General features: G+C 31.3%; 20 protein-coding genes. 1 reads left to right on the top strand and 19 read right to left on the bottom strand.

What is annotated here, in order from left to right:
- Positions 1-197: 197 nt before the first annotated feature.
- The 8 genes from JW646_RS12315 to JW646_RS12280 form a co-directional block, all read right to left on the bottom strand.
- Positions 198-1,064: a J domain-containing protein gene (locus tag JW646_RS12315; RefSeq protein ID WP_228415322.1), complete on the bottom strand. Its 867-nt coding sequence runs from the start codon at positions 1,062-1,064 to the stop codon at positions 198-200.
- Positions 1,065-1,635: 571 nt separating this feature from the next.
- Positions 1,636-3,003, bottom strand: coding sequence for a glycosyltransferase (locus tag JW646_RS12310; RefSeq protein ID WP_228415321.1), 1,368 nt, complete (start codon positions 3,001-3,003; stop codon positions 1,636-1,638).
- A gap of 278 nt (positions 3,004-3,281) precedes the next feature.
- A complete protein-coding gene (locus tag JW646_RS12305) occupies positions 3,282-3,860 on the bottom strand; it encodes a beta-class carbonic anhydrase (protein WP_228415320.1) in 579 nt (192 codons plus the stop codon).
- A 204-nt stretch (positions 3,861-4,064) separates the two neighbouring features.
- Positions 4,065-4,367 carry a YjgN family protein gene (locus JW646_RS12300; RefSeq protein WP_074914445.1) on the bottom strand — a complete coding sequence of 101 codons (303 nt, stop codon included), beginning with the start codon at positions 4,365-4,367 and terminating at the stop codon, positions 4,065-4,067.
- Positions 4,368-4,554: 187 nt separating this feature from the next.
- Positions 4,555-5,568 (bottom strand): nuclear transport factor 2 family protein, encoded by a 1,014-nt coding sequence (locus tag JW646_RS12295; protein WP_228415319.1) that lies wholly within the window; start codon positions 5,566-5,568, stop codon positions 4,555-4,557.
- 47 nt (positions 5,569-5,615) lie between these two features.
- The gene (locus JW646_RS12290) at positions 5,616-7,214 is read right to left on the bottom strand and encodes a sodium:solute symporter family transporter (RefSeq protein WP_228415318.1); all 1,599 of its coding nucleotides are present in this window, start codon (positions 7,212-7,214) and stop codon (positions 5,616-5,618) included.
- A gap of 86 nt (positions 7,215-7,300) precedes the next feature.
- Positions 7,301-8,599: an MFS transporter gene (locus JW646_RS12285; protein ID WP_228415317.1), complete on the bottom strand. Its 1,299-nt coding sequence runs from the start codon at positions 8,597-8,599 to the stop codon at positions 7,301-7,303.
- A gap of 174 nt (positions 8,600-8,773) precedes the next feature.
- On the bottom strand, positions 8,774-9,793 hold the full coding sequence (locus JW646_RS12280; RefSeq protein WP_228415316.1) for a LacI family DNA-binding transcriptional regulator: 1,020 nt from the start codon (positions 9,791-9,793) through the stop codon (positions 8,774-8,776).
- A 415-nt stretch (positions 9,794-10,208) separates the two neighbouring features.
- Between JW646_RS12280 and JW646_RS12275 the strand changes: the two genes are divergently transcribed.
- Positions 10,209-10,937 carry a CPBP family intramembrane glutamic endopeptidase gene (locus JW646_RS12275; protein WP_228415315.1) on the top strand — a complete coding sequence of 243 codons (729 nt, stop codon included), beginning with the start codon at positions 10,209-10,211 and terminating at the stop codon, positions 10,935-10,937.
- Between the two features lie 98 nt (positions 10,938-11,035).
- Here JW646_RS12275 and JW646_RS12270 read toward each other — a convergent pair whose 3' ends face one another.
- The 11 genes from JW646_RS12270 to JW646_RS12220 form a co-directional block, all read right to left on the bottom strand.
- Positions 11,036-11,563, bottom strand: a complete 528-nt coding sequence (locus JW646_RS12270; protein WP_228415314.1) for a nitroreductase — start codon at positions 11,561-11,563, stop codon at positions 11,036-11,038.
- A gap of 153 nt (positions 11,564-11,716) precedes the next feature.
- Complete coding sequence (locus tag JW646_RS12265; protein WP_228415313.1) at positions 11,717-13,291, bottom strand: aldehyde ferredoxin oxidoreductase N-terminal domain-containing protein; 1,575 nt, start codon at positions 13,289-13,291, stop codon at positions 11,717-11,719.
- 1 nt (position 13,292) lies between these two features.
- Positions 13,293-14,075 carry an ABC transporter ATP-binding protein gene (locus tag JW646_RS12260; protein ID WP_228415312.1) on the bottom strand — a complete coding sequence of 261 codons (783 nt, stop codon included), beginning with the start codon at positions 14,073-14,075 and terminating at the stop codon, positions 13,293-13,295.
- Position 14,076: 1 nt separating this feature from the next.
- A complete protein-coding gene (locus JW646_RS12255; RefSeq protein ID WP_148555987.1) occupies positions 14,077-15,063 on the bottom strand; it encodes a FecCD family ABC transporter permease in 987 nt (328 codons plus the stop codon).
- A gap of 8 nt (positions 15,064-15,071) precedes the next feature.
- Entirely contained in the window at positions 15,072-16,100 is a 1,029-nt protein-coding gene (locus JW646_RS12250; protein WP_228415311.1) for an ABC transporter substrate-binding protein, read from the bottom strand.
- 146 nt (positions 16,101-16,246) lie between these two features.
- Entirely contained in the window at positions 16,247-17,860 is a 1,614-nt protein-coding gene (gene ggt / locus JW646_RS12245) for a gamma-glutamyltransferase (protein WP_228415310.1), read from the bottom strand.
- A 312-nt stretch (positions 17,861-18,172) separates the two neighbouring features.
- The gene (fabV, locus tag JW646_RS12240) at positions 18,173-19,369 is read right to left on the bottom strand and encodes an enoyl-ACP reductase FabV (RefSeq protein ID WP_228415309.1); all 1,197 of its coding nucleotides are present in this window, start codon (positions 19,367-19,369) and stop codon (positions 18,173-18,175) included.
- A gap of 63 nt (positions 19,370-19,432) precedes the next feature.
- Positions 19,433-19,876: a MaoC family dehydratase gene (locus JW646_RS12235; RefSeq protein ID WP_206924370.1), complete on the bottom strand. Its 444-nt coding sequence runs from the start codon at positions 19,874-19,876 to the stop codon at positions 19,433-19,435.
- A gap of 233 nt (positions 19,877-20,109) precedes the next feature.
- Positions 20,110-21,297, bottom strand: a complete 1,188-nt coding sequence (locus tag JW646_RS12230) for an L-lactate MFS transporter (protein ID WP_228415308.1) — start codon at positions 21,295-21,297, stop codon at positions 20,110-20,112.
- Positions 21,298-21,522: 225 nt separating this feature from the next.
- Positions 21,523-23,088 (bottom strand): acyl CoA:acetate/3-ketoacid CoA transferase, encoded by a 1,566-nt coding sequence (locus JW646_RS12225; protein ID WP_148555982.1) that lies wholly within the window; start codon positions 23,086-23,088, stop codon positions 21,523-21,525.
- A gap of 47 nt (positions 23,089-23,135) precedes the next feature.
- Positions 23,136-24,344: an acetyl-CoA C-acetyltransferase gene (locus tag JW646_RS12220; protein ID WP_228415307.1), complete on the bottom strand. Its 1,209-nt coding sequence runs from the start codon at positions 24,342-24,344 to the stop codon at positions 23,136-23,138.
- Positions 24,345-24,346 lie beyond the last annotated feature (2 nt).

Here is a 24,346-nt window from a genome sequence, read left to right as displayed (position 1 = left end):
TCCAATTCTTATTAACAGCGCAAATCAAACTATAATTTCCTAACATGTAAAAAAGGCCGTAACAAAAATGTTACGGCCTTTAAAATACCAATCTAAAAAACTATATAATATTATATATCCCAAAATCCATCAATATCCCCATACATACCTTCACATCTATTCTAAACACTTTGCCAAACTAACACCTAAGCCTTAAACTATAATTGCCATAACTCCTTCAAATCATTGATTATTTGCATAGCTCTAACACTTTCATCACTATTGTCATTTTTATCAGGATGAAAATTTCTAGCCAAAGTCTTATATATTTTTTTCAATATTTTCTTATCATCTTCACCGTAATGGGAGTTTTCCCTAGAACTGTATTCGTAGTTACTACCCTGTTCTTCTTGGTAGCTACTTTTGTTAGAATTGTATTTGTAGTTACTATGATTTTTTCTTTGGTAACTACCTGTGAAGTAATCTTGCTCTTCATAGATCTGCTTTATTTTTTTTAGGTTTTCTGCATTTCTCAAATTTAAAAATACATCGTAGCAATAATCAAAATTACCTACTCCGTATTTATTTTCAAACTCTGCCTTAGCTTGTCTATACCTTTGCAAAATTTCCTCCACCTCCATAGAACACTTATACTCCTCAGTATCCTTGTATTCCTGGTTTATTTTTTCTTGTAGAGGGTTTAATTTGCAACATACCAAGCTATAAATTTCCTCACCTGTCATGTTTAGTTCTTGGGATAACTCATTTAATCTATCCTCCACAAAATCGTAGTACCCATAATCTACGAAATCGTAATACCCAATAGTACAAATGCTATATTGCCTTTTTTTCACCTTATTGTTTTCTCTGTAGCTGCTGTGCAATGTGACTTTGTATGCTGTTTTCACAGGTCGTTGAAATTTTTCATCGGAATGAGTGTAGGAGTAAAATTCCTGGTTATTGATTTTACAAGCGTTCACTACTAATCCCTTGCTCTTTCCTTTGCTGAAAGTTTTTCTCTCACGCTCTTGAACAACACAATACAATTCATCACATCCTTTGGGTTTATTTTTGTTGAGCAACATATTCGGTGCTCCTCTAGTTGGAAAAACAACTAATCAGCCTTTTCCATGATTAACGATACTTTGGAATAATTATCCAAAAATTAAATCATATTTTTAAGTTAATTATAATCTACTTTTCCAAAAAGTCTAGTAATATTTCATAGTTTTTTTAAATTAATCACATACTTACCTAGAAAATCTTTTTTATCTAAAATCTTTGTCTATATCTTTATCTATCTCTTTATCTATCTCTATCTCTTACTCTATCTCTTACTCTATCTCTTACTCTATCTCTAGCGTTTCATTTTTGTTACATAGCGTTACATGGTGTTTCAAAAATGTTACATAGCGTTACATGGTGTTTCATTAGCGTTACATAGTGTTTCAAAAATATAAATCGAGTTTTTCCCAGGGAATATCTCATGCATATTTTTTTTAACAAATGAAAAATTTACATTATTAATATAGTATTTTAAGTTTTTGTGATTAATTAATGTATTTTTTTCTACTATCTTTCTACATTTTTTATGTTTTTTAAACTTAAAAAGGCCATCACAAAATGTGACGACCTAAAAATATCCTAAACTCTATCCTACTTCCACACCCTTTTTGCACCTATTAGCTCCTGAACATAACCATATAAAGAAACAGGTGACATTACTATTTGGTAGCAAAGTATAAATATAAAAAATCCTAGAGTGTTTTTTCTTACTTTAAGATTTAAGTTTTTAAATACAACGTGAGCTTGGTAATAATACAATATATAAAAACTTACCAGTGTTAGAGGAAATACAAGTAACATCATAGGTCCTACTATATAGTATTTTTGGAAGAATACTGCTAATATTACCCCTGGTATCCAGAAGAATGTATAGCTAAGATCCATATATGGTATAAACAAATCTATGCCTGTCAAAAATTTATAATATATAGAAGGTTGTTGCCATGGTTTTACTTCTCTTAACCCCTCTATCATTCCTCTTGCCCAACGAGAACGTTGCTTTGCAAAGTGAGATAGCTTTGTTGGAACATCTGTAAATGCCACTGCATGAGGTTCAAAGTAAACTCTGTAACCTTGCTTTAATATTTTCCAAGTTAGCACAATATCTTCTCCAATTGCATCAGACCAGCCACCTACATTTTGCACTACAGATGTTTTGTATAATGAAAATGCCCCTTGGGCAACTAGTGTACCTTGGTACAATCCTTGCATCCTCTTAATAGATGCAATACTTAAAAAATAATCCCATTCTTGTATTTTTGCTAATAAATTTTCTCTACTATTTCTTACTAACATGGAACCTGCAACGGCGCAAACATCATCTGGTGCTGAGTTAGCTCTAGAAATCAAGTAATTTACTGCCTTATTATGAATAAGAGTATCTGCATCAAGTGTGATTACATACTTAGTCTTTACATATTTTAGTCCATGATTTAGAGCGTTGAACTTTCCTGGAGTATTTTCATGTAGGAGTAAAATATCCATGTTCATCTCTTTCTTTGCTCTTTCCACTTGGGCACATGTGTTATCATTGGAATTGTTGTTTATTACTATGGTATGAATTTTACCCTTGTATTCTTGCTCTTTTATATATTTCAATGTGTTAAAAATACCCGCCTCTTCATTGTAGGCAGCCACCAAAATAGTTACCTCATCTTCAGGATAAGTTACTTTAAACTTAGGCTGTTTATCTAAAAGCAAACTGGATACTAAAAATGCATTCATAAATCCTGGAACATAGGCTATTCCTGCTATAATAAATACTGCTAAAAAAACTGAGGACGTTACCTCAGATAAGTCCAAAATCCATTGCTTAGACACATAATAGGAGAAAATCACCCATAATATACTTATGACTAAACTTATAATGAATTTATATTTAATAGGTACATATAATCTTGTTTTAGTTGACTCTTCATGTTTTTCAACTATATTGGACAGCTTAATATCATTTTCCATAATCCGTCAAATTCCCCCCTTATGTCTAATTTAACTCTACAATAATAGCATATAATTTTTAATATTCATAATGTAGCTTTTACCAGTAAAAAATTCGCTTCGCTCATATCGCCAACGAGATGCCTTCGCTACCGCTTCAGGCAACTCCGTTGCTCAAAGTTCACTTTTTTACACTTCTTAAATGTATTGATAATACTTCTATCTAAAAATGTTCTATATTCAAAAGAATATTATAGTATCCTAGTAAGTAAAAAAGACTCCTAAGAGCCTTTTTTTGATTATTTATTGTTGTATCCATCTACTACCACGTCTATTTTACCTGTTTCAGGAGAAATTACTAATCCATGTATAATAATGTCATTTGGTACTAGAGGATGATTTTTTATAAGACTAACACTATCTTCTATAGACTGTTCCACTGATTCAAACCCGTGCAACCATCCCTTTACATTTATTCCTGCATTTGAAAGGGTGTCTATAGTTTCGTTAGGTATACCTCTATCTAATACTTTATTTAATAAATCATCTGTATCTAAATTACACATACCACATCCATGGTGCCCTACTACCAATACCTCTTCCACATCAAATTCGTATATAGCTACTACTATACTTCTCATAATACTTCCAAATGGATGCATTATTGCTGCTCCAGCATTTTTCACTATTTTTGCATCTCCATTTCTAAGATTCATGGACTTTGGTAACAAATCTGTCAATCTAGTATCCATACATGATAGTATTACAACCTTTTTGTCAGGTCTACTGGATGTTTCATATTGTTTATATTCTTGGTTTTTTACAAATTCTTCATTGTATTTCAATATTTCATCTAACTTTCCACGGCTTGCTATCATAATATTATCCTCCTATGGAATACATCTTGCCTATACTTTTACTCACAACTGTAGAGCTCTTTTTAAATGACAAGATTCACATTCATAATTATATAATTTCGTAATATTATATCTTATTTTTTGCTGTATTTCTACAATTAAATAATACAATTTCCTAACATGTAAAAAGGGCATTACAACTGTAATACCCTTAAATCATATATTTTAATCTTCAAAAACAGTATTTTCTGTTTTCCATTGTAACATTTTTATATAAAGCCAGAATCCATATATTCCTAAAGTAATAATAGTAAGTATTAACCATTTTATATAGTGTAAAAATAAACTTCCTCCACTACCTATAAATCTAAGTCTTCTTCCTTCAATTACTGTATGTTTAGCTTCCCATCTATATTTTATACACATAGCCCAAGGTGCAGCTATTCCAAATGTAAAGACTGTTACAGCCCATGCTAATATATTAACTCCTATAAGCCCTAGAAGTCCACCTTCAAATCTTGATCTCATATTGTCACTCCTATCATTAGTTTTTTACTTGTAGATAATATATTTTATCATACTAACTAATTATGTAAATAGTTATTTTTAGTCACAAGTACATAAAAAAGCTGACTTCTGTTTAAATTAGAAATCAGCTTTTAATGGCTCCTTAGCCATGTATTTATCTTAGAATTTTCTTATATTAATTTTTAAATTATAATACTGGGTTTAGTATTTTTCCAGTTCTATCAAATATATCTAGTCCTTGTTGTTTTAACCAGAATGGTATGTCTATTAATACCCAGTTTTCACATAATTTGTCATCTATTCTGTAATAAACATCAACAACTTGCATATCTGCTCTTATTTCTCCTCCTGGAAGTCCTAAGAATCCACCAATTGGAGTGTTTGATAAGTTTGGCCATCCAAAGAAGCAAGCAAAGTTACCTTCAGCAAATCTACATACATGTCCGTTGAATTTTTTATCCTTTAAGTTGTTTCTAAATGGTAATTGATGTTGCATTTGGTATCTTGGTATAGTGTAAGATGCGCCTATTCCAGCTGGTCCGTACCATATCATATCTTTTGACCATGATTTTTCTAACACTTCTGGAGGGCATCCCATAGCTCCACTGTCATTTAATGCTGATAAATCATCAACCATTTTGTTAACTAGTGCTAAAGTCTTTACTCCTTCTTCTTCTGGAGCATCTTCAAATAATAATCCATCGTGGTTTCTTGGTCCTGGATATACAAAGTATTGTCCTGTAGAAGGTGGTAATGGATAAGCACCAGCTTGTTGCATAAATCCTATTAAGTCTACGAATAAACCAGTTTGAGTTATTTTACCTTCTTCAACACAAGTAAATTCAGCATATCTTAAAGATATCATTTTTCCAGTATGTCTTACTCCTAGGAAATCTTCATCGAATAATCCCATGAAGTGACCCATACTCATTGTCCATGTTTCTCCACTTATTTCATTAGTACCACCTATGAAAATATCTTGTCTTCTTTGTAAATGTTTAACTGATTGCATTAATGGATTCCAGAAGTTTTCTACACAAGCTTGTGCACCTTCTTGAACTCTAAAAGGATAAACACCTCTCCATAAGTAGTTTTCTGATGTAAATTGTTTTATAGTTTCAACTCTATTTTCAACAGTTGATTTTTCTAATGCTTCAAAGTATTCTCTAGTTATTTTTTTAGCTTCTTGATATTTACTCATAATCAAATCCTCCAAAATTAATTCTTTTGTTTTTATTTTTAAACTATTTATTTAGATAAAATCAGTAATATTACAAACTGTAATAGGAAAAATCCTAATAATATAACACCATATTTATCTATTTTAAAAGGAAGTAAACTTATTCCATTTTCATAAGTTTCTTCTTCTTCTATCATTTTTTTTCTGTAGCCTAATAATGTATATTGGGCTGCATTTTTAGGCAACTTGTCCTTTATTAAACAGCTTGCTATATATCCAAATACCACAGTTGCTATAGTTCCCACTGCTGAGTTCCACATCCACGTAAACCCTGCAACCTTTCCAAATATAAGTACAAATACAAATCCTAGTATTGAGCCTATAGCTGTCCCTTTATCATTTGCTTTTTTTGTAAGCATAGCCAATAAAAACACACCACATGATGGCCCACTTATATAAGAAATATAATTTCCTATAACAGCTAAAATTGATTGTGTAGTTCCGGAAAAGGCAATTATAGTAACTACGCATATAAGGATTCCCCACAATAGAGATATAAACATAGATGTTTTTAAACTTGCTTCCCTACCTTTACTTATATATCTTTCATATATGTCTTTTACAAATACTGTTGACATGGAGTTTAGTATGGAGCTTACACTAGACATGGCTGCTGAAAACAACCCTGCTAAAAGTAATCCTATTAGGCCTGCAGGTAAACCGCTTATAAATTCCACCATTACATCATTTGAGTTTGCGAATTCTTTTCCTCCAAACTGGATAAATAGCAATGACCCAAGCATAATAAATATAAAGTATAAGGTGTTCATAATTATCCCACTTATAACAATAGATTTTTTTAAATCTTTAATAGATTTTGCTGTGTTCATCCTTTGTACTTGAGTTTGGTCAAAAGAAAAGTATCTAGACCACATTACAACTCCACCCAAAAGTGCTACCCACACTCCATTTTCATTAATTAGGGATGTACTTAGTGAAAAATCTATAGCATTTAATTTTCCTACTGCTTTAGCTGCTTCTATACTTTCAAAGAAACCTATTTGGCTACTTGAAAATACATAGATTAATCCACCTATAATACCTCCCCATATAACTACCATCTGTACTGCATCTGTCCATATAACAGCCTTTATTCCACCAATCAATGTGTATAAAATTACTATTAAAGTTATAATAGGTATTATTATGTGTATACTTATGCCAGTAAATCTATTTAAAACTAATGCTGGTATAAATACCATAGAACTAACTTGTATTAAGGAGTTGGCTATAAATGTTAAAACTACAATTAACCTAGTTTTGCTACCAAGCCTTAACTCTACATATTCATATATAGAAGTAAGTTTTAATTTATACAGCATAGGAATAAATATTGTTATACTAATAAACAAACTTAGAGGCACAGCTATATTTTGCATAAATGGCAATAATCCATTTTCATATCCCCATCCAGGTCCTCCAACAAAAGCATTGCAACTAATCATTGTAGCAGCAACAGATAGTCCAACAGGTAACCATGACATGGATCTGCCTGCTAAGAAATAATCCTCTTGGTTTTTGTTGTCTTTTCCTAAAAAATATCCCATGAAAAGCATTGCTACCATGTACCCTATTACTATAGCTATATCAATTTTTGATAATAACAAATAAAATGCTCCTTTCTGTATAAATTATTGTATTAAGTTCAATCTATTAAAATTAAGTTTTATACTTAAACTATTTGTTTTTGTAACTAAGCTATTTTATTTTCATTGTTTGGATCATAACCTTTGTACATCTTCCCTGTTTTTAATGTCTCAGGTAATGTGAACCATATTAAAGCTGCCCCTGCAAATATTATTGGAGCTCCCCACATAGCTACTTGTAAGCTGGCCATATTTCCAACAAAAACAACTATTGATGGAGCAAATAATGATATTATTCTTCCTCCGTGGAACAAAGATGCCCCCATACTTCTTAAGTGTTCTGGGAACATTTCTGTAAAATATCCACCCCATATAGATGCTGAGTTTAGACCTACACCATATAGAAACCCTAATACTGATAGTAAAACTACATTAGTTGGAGCTACAAAGTATAGACATAACATAACTGCTGATAAAATAAATCCAAAAGCATTTATTTTTCTACCAAATTTATCAGCAAGTACTCCCCATACATATCCACCAATTAATTGTCCTGAAGATGCAGCTGATATAAGTATTCCCATAGTTGCTAAATCAAACATTCTAACATCTTTTAAATAAACTGTTACAAATCCATTGAAGAATTGATAACCCATAAAGTTTAATCCAGATAATAAAATACAGCATATTGTAAATCTAGCATATCTCTTACTAAACATTTCTCCCCAAGTACCTTTTTTTACTTGAGTATTAGTATTATTTTCTACCTTTTCACTTGAACCATATGGTAAAACTTTTCTATCGTCTGCCACAAAGAATACCATACACACAGCAGCTATTATTGGTGGAATTCCACCTATCCACATAAGAGTTTCCCAACCATCAGTACCAACTATACCACCTAAGTTAGCCATAACTATTGTTGCTATTGGGAATAATATAGATGCAATAGCCACTACTTTTCCTCTTACTTTTGGCTTGAATAAGCCTACCATTGTAGAAACTGCAACTGTATAGTATCCACCTAAAGATATTCCTATTACAAATCTCATTGCCATCCATATTTCAAATGATTGAAAAGTCATATTAATTATTGTACATATTCCATTTATTAAAGTTATTACAATTAACGTTTTCTTTCTGCCTATGTTTTCTGCAAACCAGGCACATGCAAATGCTCCTATTAATGCTCCTAATGATTGAGCAGTGTAAAATAATGCAGTTTGTTCCATGGTCATTCCATAGTGTTCAACTAAGAATGGTCTTACATAGTCTATTACCGAAAAATTATAGCAATAGAAGAAGTAACCTACTAATATTGTTATATAAGCTATAACTCTTTTACTCATTGCTATTTCGCTCATATGAATTCTATTAGCGTTGTTAAGATTTGTTGAATTTGTCATAATTTCCTCCCTAATTTTTAATATATGTATAAGTAAACTATTTTACTTATTCACTTTAATATAATTCCACTTGGACTACGTATTCCAAAATATCATAAAATTAATACTAACTAACATACAAATATCAGTTAATATCAATTTGTCGGAATTCGTATTCCCTATCACTAAAAAAAATTATTCACCACTATCTCTAGTAGACTTTCTAACAATTATTTCTGTGCTAACCTTTTCGATTATCTCTCTTGGATCAGTTTGGTTTATTAGTTTAAACAAAGCATCTACTGTTTTATCTATTAGTAATTCAACTGGTTGATGTATAGTAGTTAAGTCGTAAGATTTCCAAGACGCTTGTGGAATATCATCAAACCCTATTATGGCAACATCTTGTGGTATTTTAAGATTTGACTCATTTCTTATGGCATCCATAACACCCATAGCGATAACATCACTTACACAAAATATTCCATCAGGTATATTTTTTCTTTGTAGCAATTTTAACCCTATTTCATATCCTGCTTCATAAGTGTAGTCACAGTTTTCCTCTATAATATACTCTATACCATGCTTTTTCAGTTCTTCATAAAAGCCTTGTTTTCTTTCATGTATAGTAAATGCACTTTTTCTATAAGTTATATATGCAATATTTTTATGTCCTGTATCAACTAATAATTTAGCTGCCATACGTCCACTTTCCATATTATCACTATATATACAACTTATATCATTATACTTTTTGTAAACATTAAACAAAACTGTTGGTAAATGTTTTCCAGTGAACTTATCAGCCATTTCTACTGAAAGTGCAGAAGATGTAATAACGACTCCATCTACCTGGTATTGCATTACCTTGTCTATTATGTCTTGGATATCTTCTTGCTCTTCCAATGTAAACACCAAGGGTTGAGCACCATTTTGTTGTAATTTAGCTGTAAGCCCATTTATTATCTTAGAGTAAAATGGACCTATGGGATTGGCTACTACAACTCCAACCATATTAGTTTTTCTACTTACTAAACCTCTAGCAATAATATTAGGTTTATATCCTAATTTTCTTCCAGCTTCTAATACTGCTTCTTTTATTTCTGCTTTAACTTCTCTATCTGAATTAGGATTAAAAACTCTAGATACAGTTGATTGAGAGACTCCTGCAAGTTTAGCCACATCTTTTGATGTAACTCTTTTATTATTTATCATATAATCATTCTCTTTCTTTGGAAATCGTATGCCATATTTACAATATTAATTTATCACACTATTTTACGAATGTAAATACTTTTTTTATCATTAAATAACATTTCTTTTCTTTATAAAACTTCCATTAAGTAAACCATCAAACTATTGATTTGCATTAACATATTTTAGTAGTAATCGTTTTTATTTCAAAAATAGAAGATATAAATAATATAGAAAGACTTTAGAAAGGTTTTAGAAAGGTTAATTTATTAAACTTATGAAACGACTGAAAGGAGAAGATACATGAAAAAACTTTCGAAATATAATTATTTAATGATTTTATAATATACCAAGTATTGTAAAAAAATAAAAAGTCGTTTATATATTAAAAAAACTGTAAAAACTATGTAAATGAAATTAAAAAGGAGAAAATAATATGAAAAAAAGTGATTTTTTTAGATTTGAAAACAAGAATGATGACTTCCCATTTTATAATGGAATTCCAATGAATTTTACAGCATTGCAAAGCTGGTTTCTTTTAATAGTATCTATTGGAAGTGTTGTATTTTTTGAAGTGGGAGCTAGTTTTTTACCAAAATTTATGCATCCATTCATAAATATAATTATTCCATTAGGTGCTTTTGCTCTTGTTGTTAAATCTAATTGGACTAAGATTTTTAGAAAAATTTATTTTAAAGATATTTTATTAGTGTTTGGAGTGTTAATAGTAAATTTAATAGTTAGCATAATATCTGGGCTTATACTAACGAAGTTTGCTGGAGCAGCAGCTAATCCAGCTGTAGGTTCTCTTAATGGAAACTCAACTTTTGAAAATATAATATTTATGGCTAAATTAATACCTATGCTTTTTGGAGAAGAATTAATTACTATTATTCCATTTTTAGTTATTTTACAATTTGGGACTAAAACTCTAAAACTTTCTAGAAAACAAGCAGTAACTATGGCTTGGATTTTATCTGCTATTATTTTTGGGGCAGTACACTTAAAAACATATAATTGGAATATTATTCAAGCTGTTATAGGAATTGGTATGGCTAGATTAGTACTTACATTCCCATATATAAAAACTAAAAATATTTGGATTTCAACATTTGTACATGTATTAAATGATTGGTGTTTATTTTTACCTGGATTATTTTTTTAACAAATTAAAAACTCAAAAAATAGCTACATATATTTTATGTAGCTATTTTAGCATGCAAAATATGAGTCGCCTAAAAATTTAAGCAACTCATACACAAATTATACTCTAACTATATAATTTTCTTTTCTTTCTTCTGCTTGTGGATACTCACAGTCTCTATATCCAAGAACACAGTTGCCTACTCCCACGTAGTCACCCTTAATTCCCCACTCTTTAAGTAAGTCCTGACCTCTTTCACTTTCAAATACTTCCTTTGCTCTGTGAATCCAGCAAGAGTCTACACCAACTGCATGAGCTGCATTCATAAGATTTCCCATTACAAGAGATCCATCTTCCACATATGTAGGTATGCATCCTCTATCAGCAAATACAACTACAACAGTTGGTGCTCCATAGAAAGGGTCTGTATCTGTGTCTGTTCCTATAACATCAGCATTCATCTTAGATAATTCTTTAATTGTTTTTTCATCTTGCACAACTACCATGATTGGTGATTGTTGGCCCATTCCTGTTGGTGCATAAGTTCCTGCTTCTAATATTAGGTTTAACTGTTCATCAGTAATTTGTTCTTTTTTATATTGTCTTATACTTCTTCTTTCTTTTAATGTTTTTAATGTTTCATTCATAATTGGTTCCCCTTTCATAATAAACTTTATTCTATAAATAATCTTAGCTCATTAAAGATATTTTTACAGTAAAAAACATATTGATTATTTCTATCAATATGTTTTTTAAAAAGATACAATTTATAAATTTTATTAGGTAAAATTATTATTATGTTATCTAGCAAAATATCGGTACAACACTTTGGTAAATGGAGGTATGTTTTTCTGTATCCTATTTGTTGAGTTTCCTCTTTCATACTCCATCTCTATTTCCATACAATTTCTTGCATAATTAATTAATTCTACAGGCGTAACATTAATTCCTGTTCTATAATTAAATAATTTTGCCATAAGTTCAAAAGCTTCCTCACTATTTACAGTTGCAAAGGATGAGAATATACAAAATCCTAAGTTCTCAAGGACAAATATCTGAGCATACAATAAGTCCATGTCTGAAATATTATTTAATTCATCACTAAATTTATTTATAGATACCTTAAAATCCTCTTCATCGTCAATTGCTTTTCTGTCTAAGAAGGAAACTAAATTTTTCTTTTCTGAAAATAGGTTGCTTATTCCATATGTACGAGAAGCAACTACTCGTCCTATAACTGTGCCCTTGTCAATTTCATCTAGAAGATATAGTATCTCCTCTTTGCCCCAAGGTAGTCCTGTTGCTTCAAAATACATTTTGCTGGCAGTTACAAACTCTGTACCTACTATTCCTAATTCATAAGCTTCATTTCTTAATGTTTTTGTATATTCATAGTCATCTATTCCATAGGATGATTTTAGAGCTTCATGGACTTCACTCTCGTCTGGTGAAGAATACACTTGGCCATCATTCATAGAGTGTCTATTTAAACATCCAATTACACACATAGGTGCACAACAGAAATTAACTTTTTTATTAGTTTTACAAGTATTTTCTTTCTTAGTTTTTTTCTTATCTACTTCTGTTTCCTTCATACTAGCTAATACTTTTTCTTTATCTTTCAGCAATCTTATTAATGTTACAGAACCATAGGCTGGTAATGCTCCACCACAAATTTCATTATTTATTATTAGCTTTGCAAAATCTTTGCCTGTACTTAGGAACTTTTCTTCCTCAATACATTCTCTGTGAAGAGATTTTTTCCCTGTTACTACTACTCCACGAAGTCCTTTACTTCCAAAAACATCCCCAAATCCGCTTCTTGGACAATGATACTCTGGCTCTCCATCTGGATAGGTACACACAAAAGTACTAAGAGACATTTGCATATCAGCAGTTTTGCCCACTGCAATAATTCCAGCATTAGAACCAAACTTTTCTTTTAATTTTTTCATCATAGAAGAAGTTTTTGTATTTTCTAATTCTGGCATATTTAGTATTTCTACACCTTTATCACTTATATGTAAAATAGCATTTTTTTCCTTGGACTCACCTTTTACTACTAATGCGGCTATGGATAAAGACCCCATTTTTTGTGGCAAATTTCCCGTAGTATTACTAAGTTGAATACCTTCATTTTTATCTTTTTTAGTCATTATCATCAACCTACATGAGCTTGCCACCTTACATCCTGTAAATAGGCCTGGAACAAAGGCTATGGCATTTTCAGGTGAGTATCTTCCTGCTTCTGATGGTACTGTTTTTTTTATTAGATCTAATGCTAATCCACGACCATAGTGACCATAGGATTTTACATTATAATCTTGTGAAGTCACTGCTTTTGTTGTTAAATCAACAACTAATATTTTTTCCATCCTATACCTCTTTTACTACGTAATAACGATTTTTATATTCTATAATTTCTATGTCCTCATAAATTACAGACAACTTTCTTTTTATGTCTTCCTTGGATTCTTTCCTACATTCTATAGCCTCTATAATAGTTCCATCTTTTAATAATAAAATTTCATCACAATATGTTAGTGCATAGTTTGGATCATGAAGTGTAATTAAGCCACATGCATTGTTGTTTTCTATAACTTCACGAATTCTATTTAAAATTAAATGATGATTTGGAAAATCCAAGGCACTATCTGGTTCATCAAAAAACATTATGGGTGCATTTTGCACAATAGCTCTAGCTAATATGGCTAGTTGTTGCTGACCTCCACTAAGTGTAAGATAATCACTTTCTGCTTTTTCTTCCAATCCTAAAGTTCCTAATACTTTCTTAGCGTATTGTTTTTGTTTTGAAGATGGTGATTGCATAAATTTTAGATGTGGATTAAATCCCATGGACACCACATCTAATGTTGATATATTATAAGTAAAATTACTTCTTTGAGGCACATAGCTAATATATGTAGCTCTCTTTTTTTCATTTAAACTTCTCACGTCCACTCCAAGAGCATGACATTTATCTGATTTTGAAGATATCAATCCACAAATAGCTTTTAACATGGTTGTTTTTCCTGTTCCATTTAAACCAAGAAGAGCTGTTAGTCTATTACTTTTTAAATTTAAATTAACTCCTTTTACAATTTCCTCTTCTCCATAGGAAACTCGTAAATTTTTAATTTCAAATAATGTTTCTTTCATATCATCGTCCCTGCTTATAAAGTAAATATACTAAGAATGGAACACCTATGGCTGATGTTAATATACTTATTGGAATTTCACTACCTGCCAAACTTCTTGCTAAACAATCAGCAAATAATAAAATAATTCCTCCAATAATTCCACTTAAAATACATGTGCTAAAGTCGCTCTTTTTCAATAACATTCTAGCAATATGCGGAGATACTAAACCTATAAAACTGATTACTCCCGTAACACAGACTGTAGATGCAACTAGTAATGTGGAATTTAGAAGCACTAAGCAGCGTACAAATCCTACTCTTACACCTAGCATTTTCGCTTCATCATCATCCAAAGATAATAAGTTTATTTGCCATCTTAATAAAATAATTCCTATTAGTCCTATTAAAAACACTGGCAATACCCATTGTAACTTGGAGGAAGTAATATTAGAAAAACTCCCCATAGTCCAATAGTCTATGGTTGCCAGTTGTTTTTCTGGATCTGCAAAGTACTTCATTGTCATTATTGTGGCGTCTGCCATTGCTTTGATTGCAATACCAGCTAGGATATACGTTGCTGAGCTTCGTTGTTTTATTAAACGTGACAAACCTATAACTGCTAATACAGCTATTAACCCTCCAGCAAAGGAGCTAAATATAGAAGCAAGTATGCCTCCTTGGAAGCATACTATTGCTATGGCTGCACCAGCATTGGCACCAGATGAAACTCCGATTAGATCTGGCGCTGCCAATGCATTTTTAAATATTGTTTGATATATGGCACCAGACATACTAAGTCCTATACCTGCCAACAAAGCCATAATTATTCTAGGTAATCTCAAGTTTAAGAAAACTTTTATGGACATTTCATCAACACTTCCACCACTTATTATATTTACTATTTCATTTATACTAATTGAGTATTTTCCTACTGTTAAAGATATAATAAATGTGAATATTAATATGATTATACTTCCAATAAATATTTTTCTAGACTTATTCTTCATATTCAAAATTATTTTGTAACTAATTCTTTATCAATATCTACTTTGTAGAATTCTTTGTAGAAACTAGCTGCATCATTTTTGAAATCATCAAATGAATATCCTTCTTCATCTATTATACTTGCTAACCACATTGAACCTAATACACATGATGGTACTGGAGAATCCCAAGCTTCAAAATCACTTGGCATTTCATATACAGCCTTATTTTTAACTGCATTAAGATTTGCAAATTGTGGATCTTTTAAAACATCTTCTTTTGTGAATTCTGCTTCTGGTATTATAACTATCATATCTGGATTATATTTTAATAATTGTTCATATGATATTTTTGCCCATTGGTCATCAGTTAAATCTTTTGCCACATTTACTCCACCAGCTTTTTCTATAACGCTATTTTGATACATTTTGCCAGATGCTACAGTTAATATATCGCTTGTTCCTGCTAAATAAACACTTGGTTTTTCTTTTGAATCTTTTGTAAGTTTTTCTAATTTGGCATATTGTTCATCGTAATATGATAATAATTTCTTAGCTTTTTCTGTAGTTCCAGTAGCAGTAGCTACCATTTCTATTGATTCTTTTAATAGTTTTTCATTTTCTGGATTAATAACTATAACTGTTATTCCTGCATCCGAAAGTGTTTTTGCTTGTTCTGTTAATTTTTTAGGTAAAATTACTAAATCTGGTTTAAGAGCTATACATCCTTCTAAGTCAAAATCTTTAGCAGTTCCCACCTTTGGTAATTCTAATAATTCCTTTGCTGCTAATTTGTATAAAGGTCTTTTTTCAGCTTTAGATTCTATTCCTACTAGCTTGTCATTTAAACCTAATGATACTAACATTGATGTTGATATATAATACCCACTTACTATTTTTTCATAATTGCCTGTTACTTTTACTTCTCTACCTGCATGATCTGTGATTGTTACTTCCTTTGGTTGGCTTTTCTCTTGTGTATTAGTATTACTACACCCTACCAACATAGTAGTCATCATCATAACTACTAAAATAATTGATATTAACTTTTTGATTTTCATTTTCCCCTCCACTATACATTTTTTTACATTTTTTGCTACCTAAGGTATAGTCAAATTGTATCATGGTAATTAGAGGAAGTTAAATCGAAATAAGTTATAAGTTAGCATCATATATAGATTTTTCAAATACTCTTTCCATTAGAACTCTACCACACAGCAACATGGCCATCGCATCTTTTTTCTGTGGCACAAACATAAGACCCCTTTTCATCATTTTTTAATAAAATCTGTCCCTTACCCATATTTGTAAAGTCCTCCATTACTGTAATGTGGTGACCTTTTTTCATAAGACCTTTCACAATTTCTTCATTAATATCACTTTCAACTTCAATCTCTTTGTCTTTTATCCATTGCCAACGTGGGGCATCTAAAGCTTCTTGTGGATTCATATGAAAATCAATCAAATTAGTAAGAACTTGCAACTGGCCCTGAGGTTGCATAAAGGCCCCCATTACTCCAAAAGCCCCTACCGCCTCATTATCCTTGCATAAAAATCCTGGAATAATTGTGTGATATGGTTTCTTAAATGGTTTTACCACGTTAACGTGATTTTTATTTAGACTAAAGTTGTTACCTCTATTGTGAAGGGCTATTCCTGTGTTTGGAACTACTAGCCCTGACCCAAATTCTGTGTAATTACTTTGTATATAAGACACCATGTTTCCTTCACTGTCACCACTACACAAATATACAGTTCCTGGTGAATAAGGATCTCCACATATAGGTTTGACAGCCTTATCTCCTATTAAACTTCTTCTTTTATTTGCATAATCTTCATTTAATAATTCTTCAACTTTTACTTTCATTTCTTTTATATCTGTTACATAAGTTTTGCTATCAGCAAAGGCAAGCTTTAAACTTTCTATAATTTTATGATAATTATCTACATGTTCTTTATCCCTATGTAAATTAAGTCCTTTTAATATATTTAAAGCCATAAGCACTGTTATTCCATGACCATTTGGTGGTATCTCAAAAACATTGTACCCTTTGTACTCTGTACTAATAGGCTTTACCCACTGGGGATAAAATTTCTCCAAATCACTTTTTCTAATAAATCCATTGTATTTTCTAGAGAACTCATCTATTTTATCTGCCAAACTTCCTCTATAAAAACTTTCGCTGTTGCTTCTTCCTATTTCCTCAAGAGTTTGTGCCATTGCTTCACACTTAAAGATTTCTCCAGCCTTAGGCCCTCTTCCCATTTTCCCAAAAGTTTCAAACCAGTACTTATACTCTTCACCTTTCAAGTTTTCTTCGTATTCATCATAAACTTTCTGCCACAAATTTGATACAGTTTGTCCCACAGCATATCCATTTCTAGCATAGTTTATGGCACTTTCCAAACATTCTAACAAACTTAACTTTCCGTACTTTTTGCTAAGTTCTCCCCATGCAGCAGGTATTCCAGGAACTGTTACTGCCCCAAATCCATACTTAGGCATAGAGTCCATTCCTTCATATTCTTCCAACTTCATTTTCTCTGGTGCAAATCCACTGGAATTTAATCCATAAAGCTTCTTCTCTTTCTGGATCCACACTAGTGCATAAGCGTCTCCACCTATTCCACATCCTGTAGGTTCCACAACTGTAAGGCAAGCAGCCGTAGCTATGGCTGCATCTACTGCATTGCCACCTTTTTTCAAAATTTCTAAGCCTGCTTGAGCTGCAATTGGTGTTGATGTTGCTACTGCTCCATTTTTTCCATAGACTACATTTCTTATGGAATTATATTTATTTTTCTTTGAACTAAAATTCATATCTACAAGCACCCCCTTTCATAATTTAAGCAACATATACAATATATCCTCTAAAAATATTTTTCTATAAAAAATTTGCTTCGCTCATATCGCCAACGAGATGCCTTCGCTACCGCTTCAGGCAACGACCTTGCTTAAAAACACATTTTTTACATTTTCTAAATGAATTAATAATACTTAATTTCAGAGCTTATCAACAGCGAAAATCGAACTATAATTTCCTAATATGTAAAAAAGAGAATCTTTCGATTCTCTTTTTATTTATATATTTATATATTTATATATTTATATATTTATAGGGGGGGTAATTAATTATGGTATTAACTTCTTTAATTTTTCTATATCAAAATCTTCGTCATAATCTACGCCGTCAAACTCAAATCCGTTTAGTTGCATAAATTCTTTTTCAAATACATCTACTGCTGTTATATCTTTAAAGTTTTCTGGTGTTATTCTATCTAATATTTCTTTTACTTTTTGTTGAACCTCTTCTTTCATTTCCCAAGAGTCTGGTCTTAGCATACCTTTTTCATCATATTCTCTTTTGTTTCCATAAAGCATATCTTTGAAAAATCTGTACTTGTGCATTATTGGAGTTTCATGAGTTTCTTCTTCTAACATTACTTTATATAATGCACTTGCGTACATTGGAAGTATTGGTATTACAGCACTTGCTTTAGTAGTTACTGCCTTACTTACACAAACAACACTTTCTCCATTTACTTCTTTTTTTAATAATTCATCTAATTTTTTAGAAGTTTCTTCAGCATGACGCTTAGCTCTTCCTAGAGTTCCTCCACCATAGAATGGTTGAGTTATTTCAGGCCCAATATATGAGAATAATGTAGTTTTAAATTCATCAGATAATACTCCTGCTTTTAATAATTCATTTATCCAGATTTCCCAGTCTTCTCCACCCATTACTTTTATAGAACTTTGTATTTCTTCTTGCGTTGCTGGTTCTACAGTTTGTGTAAATATTTCTCCTTTTTCAAGGTTTATACTGTATCCTGTAACAGGCTCACCTATTGGTTTTATGCAAGATGCAAAAGTTTCTCCTGTACTTGGAACTGTTCTACGAGGAGATGCTAAACTATATACTAATAAATCTATTTCTCCACCAAATTCTGTTTTTATATAATCTATAACTTGGTCTCTCATTTGATCAGAGAAAGCATCACCTATAAAGTTCTTAGCTATTAAACCTTCTTTTTCTGCAGCTTCTTTAAAATATATATTGTTAAACCAACCTGCAGTAGCCATTTTTTCCTCACTTACTACTCCTCTTTCAAAAGAAACACCTATAGTATCAGCTCCAGATCCAAATGCTAATGCTATACGAGATGATAATCCATAGCTTGAAGATGCTCCTAGTATTAATACTTTTTTAGGTCCTTCAAATTTTCCTTTTTCTTTAATATATTCTATTTGTTTTTGTACTCCTACTTTGCATCCTTGTGGATGAGCTGCTCTTGCTACATTGCCTACTAATTTAGCTTCTATTTTCATCTTATTCTCTCCTTTATTGATTAAATTTTTATTATTATTTATGTATAGTAATTTATAGATATACTACTTTGGTGGTATTACTGTTGCAGTTCCTTCTATAACAACTTCTCCCTCTTGGTTGTAACAAGTTGTTTTTATTTTAGCTATATAAAACTTTCCTTTATCTTCTATTTCTATAATTTCAGCTTCTGCTGTAATTGTATCTCCTATTTTTACAGGTGATTTGAATTTTAAATTTTGACCTAAATATATAGAACCTGGTCCTGGTAATTTCGTCCCTAGTACTGCTGATATAAGTCCTGCTCCTAACATTCCATGTGCTATACGAGTTTTAAACATAGTATTTTTTGCATATTCTTCGTTTGTATGAGCTGGGTTTAAGTCTCCTGTTATTCCTGCAAATCCATATACATCATATTCTGATATGGTTTTACTTACAAATTCTTTTTGTCCTATGAACATATCTTCTACTGTCTTCCCTTTTATTTCATTTCCTAGATTAAGCATTTTACACTCTCCATAATATTATTTTAATTTAACTTACATACGAATTTGTTAAAATAATAACTACACTTATATATTACATAATTTATGAAATTCTGTATAATACATATTATTTATGAATGTCATTCCTTAAAGTTATATATTTACTATTATTGGAAATAACTTTTTACACAATAAAAATAGAGAGCATATAAGTTATATGCTCTCTATTTTTATTGTATATTCACAACCTTAAATTAAGTTGTTATTTTTAATTTATTTTTTTCAAATAGTATAAATATTGCTCCTAATACTGCACATATACATAAGATTGTAGAAGCCACAAATGTTGCTTTTAGTCCTATTGCAGTTGCTGTCATTGGCCCTATTACAGCTCCAAGACCATATATTGCAAATATTATTCCATAATTAACTCCAAGATTTTTTGTTCCATAATAATCTGACATTATTGTTGGGAATATTGTTAACATTCCACCATAACTTATTGCCATAAATCCTAAAACCACAAAATATATTGTACCTTCTAAATTTCCAAATGCACTATATGCCATAGATGCAGTCATCATAATATATATTACAATTGCTGATTTTTCTCTTCCTAATTTATCTGAAAGAACTCCCCATAAAAGCCTTCCACCTGCATTAAATAAAGATATTACTGCTACTGCGTTTGCTGCACTTTCTGGAGTTATTTTGGCATACTCAACTCCTATATCTTTTGCTAAACCTATAACAGTTAAACATGCTGTTCCCCCAAATAAATACATCATTGCTAATACATAGAACTTAACTCCTTTTAGCATTTCCAAAGGTTCTACATCTCTAGTATTATTTAGAGATTTAACTTGAGTTTTAGATTCTATAACCTCTGGATTTTTAAGAAATTGAGCTGCTACAATGGCCATTACTACATATATTATTCCTAAATATAAAAACGATCCTGGTACACCATTGTTTTCTATAAAGTACATTGCTATAGGTTTAAATACTAACCCAGACAAACCAAATGCACTTACAGCAAGACCTGTTACAAATCCTTTTTTATCAGGGAACCACTTAACACAAGTTGCTACTGGGCAAACATAAACAAATCCAGCTCCAATTCCACCTATGATACCATAGTAAAGATATAATTGCCAAACTTCTGTAACTGTACTTGAAAGTAATACACCTGCACCAAATAGTATACTCCCTATTGTAGCTATTTTTCTGGGTCCATACTTATCTTGTAACCTTCCTCCAAATATTGCTGAAAATGTAAAACAAAGTATCATAATTGAAAATGTAAATACTACAGAACTTTTCTTCCACCCAAATGTATCTATAAAAGGTGAATTAAATAAACTCCACATAAATATCGTTCCCATTACTAACTGAATTACTAAAGATGCAATCAAGACTGAAAATCCTCTATTTTGCTTCATATACGACTCCTTTTGTTGTCTATTTTTTTATTTTAATTATTTGAAAACATTTTCCAAAGAGCTATTTTTTAACAAATTCGTATGTTTGTTTAATTAAAGTATAGCAACTAATTTAAATATTTAAAAATACATTTAAATCATACTTTTTATAACTTTAAGTTATATCTACTATATAAAAAGTAGCCCAAAGGCTACTTTTTATGAGGATCCTATAAATTGTGTGAATTATGCGAAAACTAATCCCATAGGTTCATCTAGGAATATTTTTTCATCCATTAATTTCATATCCTTTGGTATTATAGGCTCAAAATCCATTTGTTTTAATATATCATTTTGTAAATCTACACCTGGTGCTATTTCTGTAAGAACTAAGCCTTCTTTTCTAAGCTCAAATACTGCTCTTTCTGTTATGTATATTACTTTTTTGTTGTTTTCTTTTGACACATTTCCACTAAATGTTATTTGTTCAACTGCATCTATGAATTTTTTATTTTTTCCTTCTTGAATTATTTCAAGTTTTCCATTGCTAGCTTTAACTTTAAGTCCTCCAGCAGAAAATGCTCCACAAAATACTATTTCTCTTGAATTTTGAGTTATATTTATAAATCCTCCACATCCGGCTATTTTAGGTCCGAATTTTGACACATTTATATTACCTTCTTTGTCACATTGCGCTAAACCTAAAAATGTCATGTCAATGCCTCCACCATCATAAAAATCGAACATTGATGGTTGATCTATTATAGCTTCCGGACTTATTGAAGCCCCAAAATCAAGCCCACCTGCTGGTGTACCACCTATTGCTCCTGGTTCTACCGTTGGTGTAAATAAATGATCTTGACCTTCTTCTCTAAGAACTTGTGCTATTACCTCTGGTACACCGATTCCATAGTTTAGTATATTTTTTGAAGAATCTAAAAGCATAGCAGCCCTTCTAGCTATAACCTTACGTTCATTTAATGGATATACATTCTTATCTATATCAACTGCTATATCGTTTCTAACAAATGTCTCATTATATTGAGTTCCAAAAGTTTGCATATGATTTTCAATATTTTCAACAACTACAACATAGTCTACTAATATATGAGGTATTTTTACATCTTTTGGATTAATAGTTCCGTTCTTAACCTTTTTTTCAACTTGAACTATTACTATTCCACCACTATTTTTAGCATTCATAGCCATAGCTTGTGCTTCTAGTGTAAGTGGTTCTTTAGAAAATCCTATATTACCTTTTTCATCAGCTTCTGTTCCTTTTATTATTGCAACATCCATTTTTTGTGTTTTGTATGCTAGATAAGTTTTACCATCAAAAGTTACCTTTTCTACTATATCTTCTTTTGTAACTTCATTTAACTTTCCACCTTCTATATCTGGATCTACAAAAGTTCCCATACCTACATGAGTTATTGTTCTTGGTTTTCCTGCAGCACTATCTCTTATTAATTGAGATATAACACCTTGAGGTAAGTTATACGCTTCAACTTTATTGGCTGCAACTAATGGTTGGAATTTTGGAGCTAACCCCCAGTGCCCTCCAATTATTCTTTTTACTAAATTTTCGTGAGCATAGTGGTTTAACCCTCTATCTTTTCCATCTCCTATTCCTGCAGAATATATTAATGTTAAATCTTTTGGTTTACCTTCATTCAAAAAATGCTTTGCTACTTCTAAATGAATCTCTTCAGCTACTCCAGTTCCAACAAATCCCCCAACACCAATTGCACATCCATCATTTATTAATGCTGGTACTTGTGATGCTTTTATAAACTCAACCTTTTTGCACATTTCATTTTCTCCTATTCACCAAATAATATATGTCTATCTTTTATTAATTACTTTGCAAGTTTTATTACTATAGCTGTCCCCATTCCTCCACCTATACAAAGTGAGGCTAATCCATAATTCAAATCTCTTTTCTTCATTTCATGAACAAGAGTTGTTATTATACGTCCTCCTGATGCTCCTAAAGGATGACCTAGTGCTATTGCTCCACCATTTACATTCATACGTTCTTCAAACCAAGTATCATCAACATTGTGCTTTTCTTTTAGCTCTGTTATAACACCTAGTGCTTGAGCTGCAAACGCTTCGTTCAACTCTAATAGTTCCATATTTTTTAATTCTAAACCACTATCTTCTATTGCATTGTTTATTGCAGGTACTGGACCTAACCCCATAACCGAAGGATCTACTCCACCTTGCCCTACTGATACTATTTCAGCCATTGGTGTTAAATTATATTCTTTAATTGCTTTTTCTGAAGCTATAAGTAAAATAGCTGCACCATCATTTATTCCAGAAGCATTTCCTGCTGTTACACTTCCATCTGCTTTAAATGCTGGTCTCAAAGTTGAAAGTTTTTCTAAACTCGTATTTCTATTTGGGTATTCATCTTTTGAAAACTCTATAGTTTCTTTTCTATTTTTAACTTTTATTGGGACTATTTCGTCTTTAAACCTATTTGAATCAACTGCTGCTATAGCTTTTTCCTGAGATCTTATAGCAAGTTTATCTTGAGCTTCTCTTGACAGTGAATATTTCTCTACTATATTTTCTGCTGTCATACCCATATGATAATTATTAAATACATCTGTAAGACCATCACTTAATAAAGTATCTTTTAATTGAATACTACCCATTTTATTTCCTTGGCGTGTTTTTCCATCTACTGTAAATGCAGCTTGGCTCATTACCTCAACTCCACCTGCAATTACTAAGTTTGCCATGCCAGATTTTATTTGGCCGTATGCAGTCATTACAGACTTCATACCACTTCCACACAATATGTTTATTGCATATGCTGGTACTTCAGCTGGAATTCCTCCTGCTATTGCTGCTTGTCTTCCCAGGTTTTGTCCATGTCCTGCTGACAATACATTTCCAAGTACTACTTCATCTATTTTTTTAGGATCTATTTTAGTTTCTTCTATTACAGCTTTTATAACTTGACCTGCAAGTTCTGCTGGTGATAATGTTGAAATCGTTCCTAGGAATTTTCCTAATGCACTTCTTTTTGCTTCTACTATATATACTTTTGACATAA

The sequence above is a fragment of the Terrisporobacter hibernicus genome (assembly GCF_020809405.1).
GTDB lineage: Bacteria > Bacillota > Clostridia > Peptostreptococcales > Peptostreptococcaceae > Terrisporobacter > Terrisporobacter petrolearius.
Note: the sequence above shows the minus strand (reverse complement) of the source record. Positions and strands in the feature narration are given on the sequence as shown.

What these genes read in the sequence shown, in the direction of transcription:
- JW646_RS12295 (WP_228415319.1), bottom strand. Translation starts at nt 5,568, where the DNA reads ATGAGTAAATATCAAGAAGCTAAAAAAATAACTAGAGAATACTTTGAA.
- JW646_RS12300 (WP_074914445.1), bottom strand. Translation starts at nt 4,367, where the DNA reads ATGAGATCAAGATTTGAAGGTGGACTTCTAGGGCTTATAGGAGTTAAT.
- JW646_RS12305 (WP_228415320.1), bottom strand. Translation starts at nt 3,860, where the DNA reads ATGATAGCAAGCCGTGGAAAGTTAGATGAAATATTGAAATACAATGAA.
- JW646_RS12235 (WP_206924370.1), bottom strand. Translation starts at nt 19,876, where the DNA reads ATGCTTAATCTAGGAAATGAAATAAAAGGGAAGACAGTAGAAGATATG.
- JW646_RS12260 (WP_228415312.1), bottom strand. Translation starts at nt 14,075, where the DNA reads ATGAAAGAAACATTATTTGAAATTAAAAATTTACGAGTTTCCTATGGA.
- JW646_RS12280 (WP_228415316.1), bottom strand. Translation starts at nt 9,793, where the DNA reads ATGATAAATAATAAAAGAGTTACATCAAAAGATGTGGCTAAACTTGCA.
- JW646_RS12310 (WP_228415321.1), bottom strand. Translation starts at nt 3,003, where the DNA reads ATGGAAAATGATATTAAGCTGTCCAATATAGTTGAAAAACATGAAGAG.
- JW646_RS12220 (WP_228415307.1), bottom strand. Translation starts at nt 24,344, where the DNA reads ATGTCAAAAGTATATATAGTAGAAGCAAAAAGAAGTGCATTAGGAAAA.
- JW646_RS12275 (WP_228415315.1), top strand. Translation starts at nt 10,209, where the DNA reads ATGAAAAAAAGTGATTTTTTTAGATTTGAAAACAAGAATGATGACTTC.
- JW646_RS12250 (WP_228415311.1), bottom strand. Translation starts at nt 16,100, where the DNA reads ATGAAAATCAAAAAGTTAATATCAATTATTTTAGTAGTTATGATGATG.
- JW646_RS12255 (WP_148555987.1), bottom strand. Translation starts at nt 15,063, where the DNA reads ATGAAGAATAAGTCTAGAAAAATATTTATTGGAAGTATAATCATATTA.
- JW646_RS12315 (WP_228415322.1), bottom strand. Translation starts at nt 1,064, where the DNA reads ATGTTGCTCAACAAAAATAAACCCAAAGGATGTGATGAATTGTATTGT.
- JW646_RS12285 (WP_228415317.1), bottom strand. Translation starts at nt 8,599, where the DNA reads ATGACAAATTCAACAAATCTTAACAACGCTAATAGAATTCATATGAGC.
- fabV (WP_228415309.1), bottom strand. Translation starts at nt 19,369, where the DNA reads ATGAAAATAGAAGCTAAATTAGTAGGCAATGTAGCAAGAGCAGCTCAT.
- ggt (WP_228415310.1), bottom strand. Translation starts at nt 17,860, where the DNA reads ATGAATTTTAGTTCAAAGAAAAATAAATATAATTCCATAAGAAATGTA.
- JW646_RS12230 (WP_228415308.1), bottom strand. Translation starts at nt 21,297, where the DNA reads ATGAAGCAAAATAGAGGATTTTCAGTCTTGATTGCATCTTTAGTAATT.
- JW646_RS12225 (WP_148555982.1), bottom strand. Translation starts at nt 23,088, where the DNA reads ATGTGCAAAAAGGTTGAGTTTATAAAAGCATCACAAGTACCAGCATTA.
- JW646_RS12265 (WP_228415313.1), bottom strand. Translation starts at nt 13,291, where the DNA reads ATGGAAAAAATATTAGTTGTTGATTTAACAACAAAAGCAGTGACTTCA.
- JW646_RS12270 (WP_228415314.1), bottom strand. Translation starts at nt 11,563, where the DNA reads ATGAATGAAACATTAAAAACATTAAAAGAAAGAAGAAGTATAAGACAA.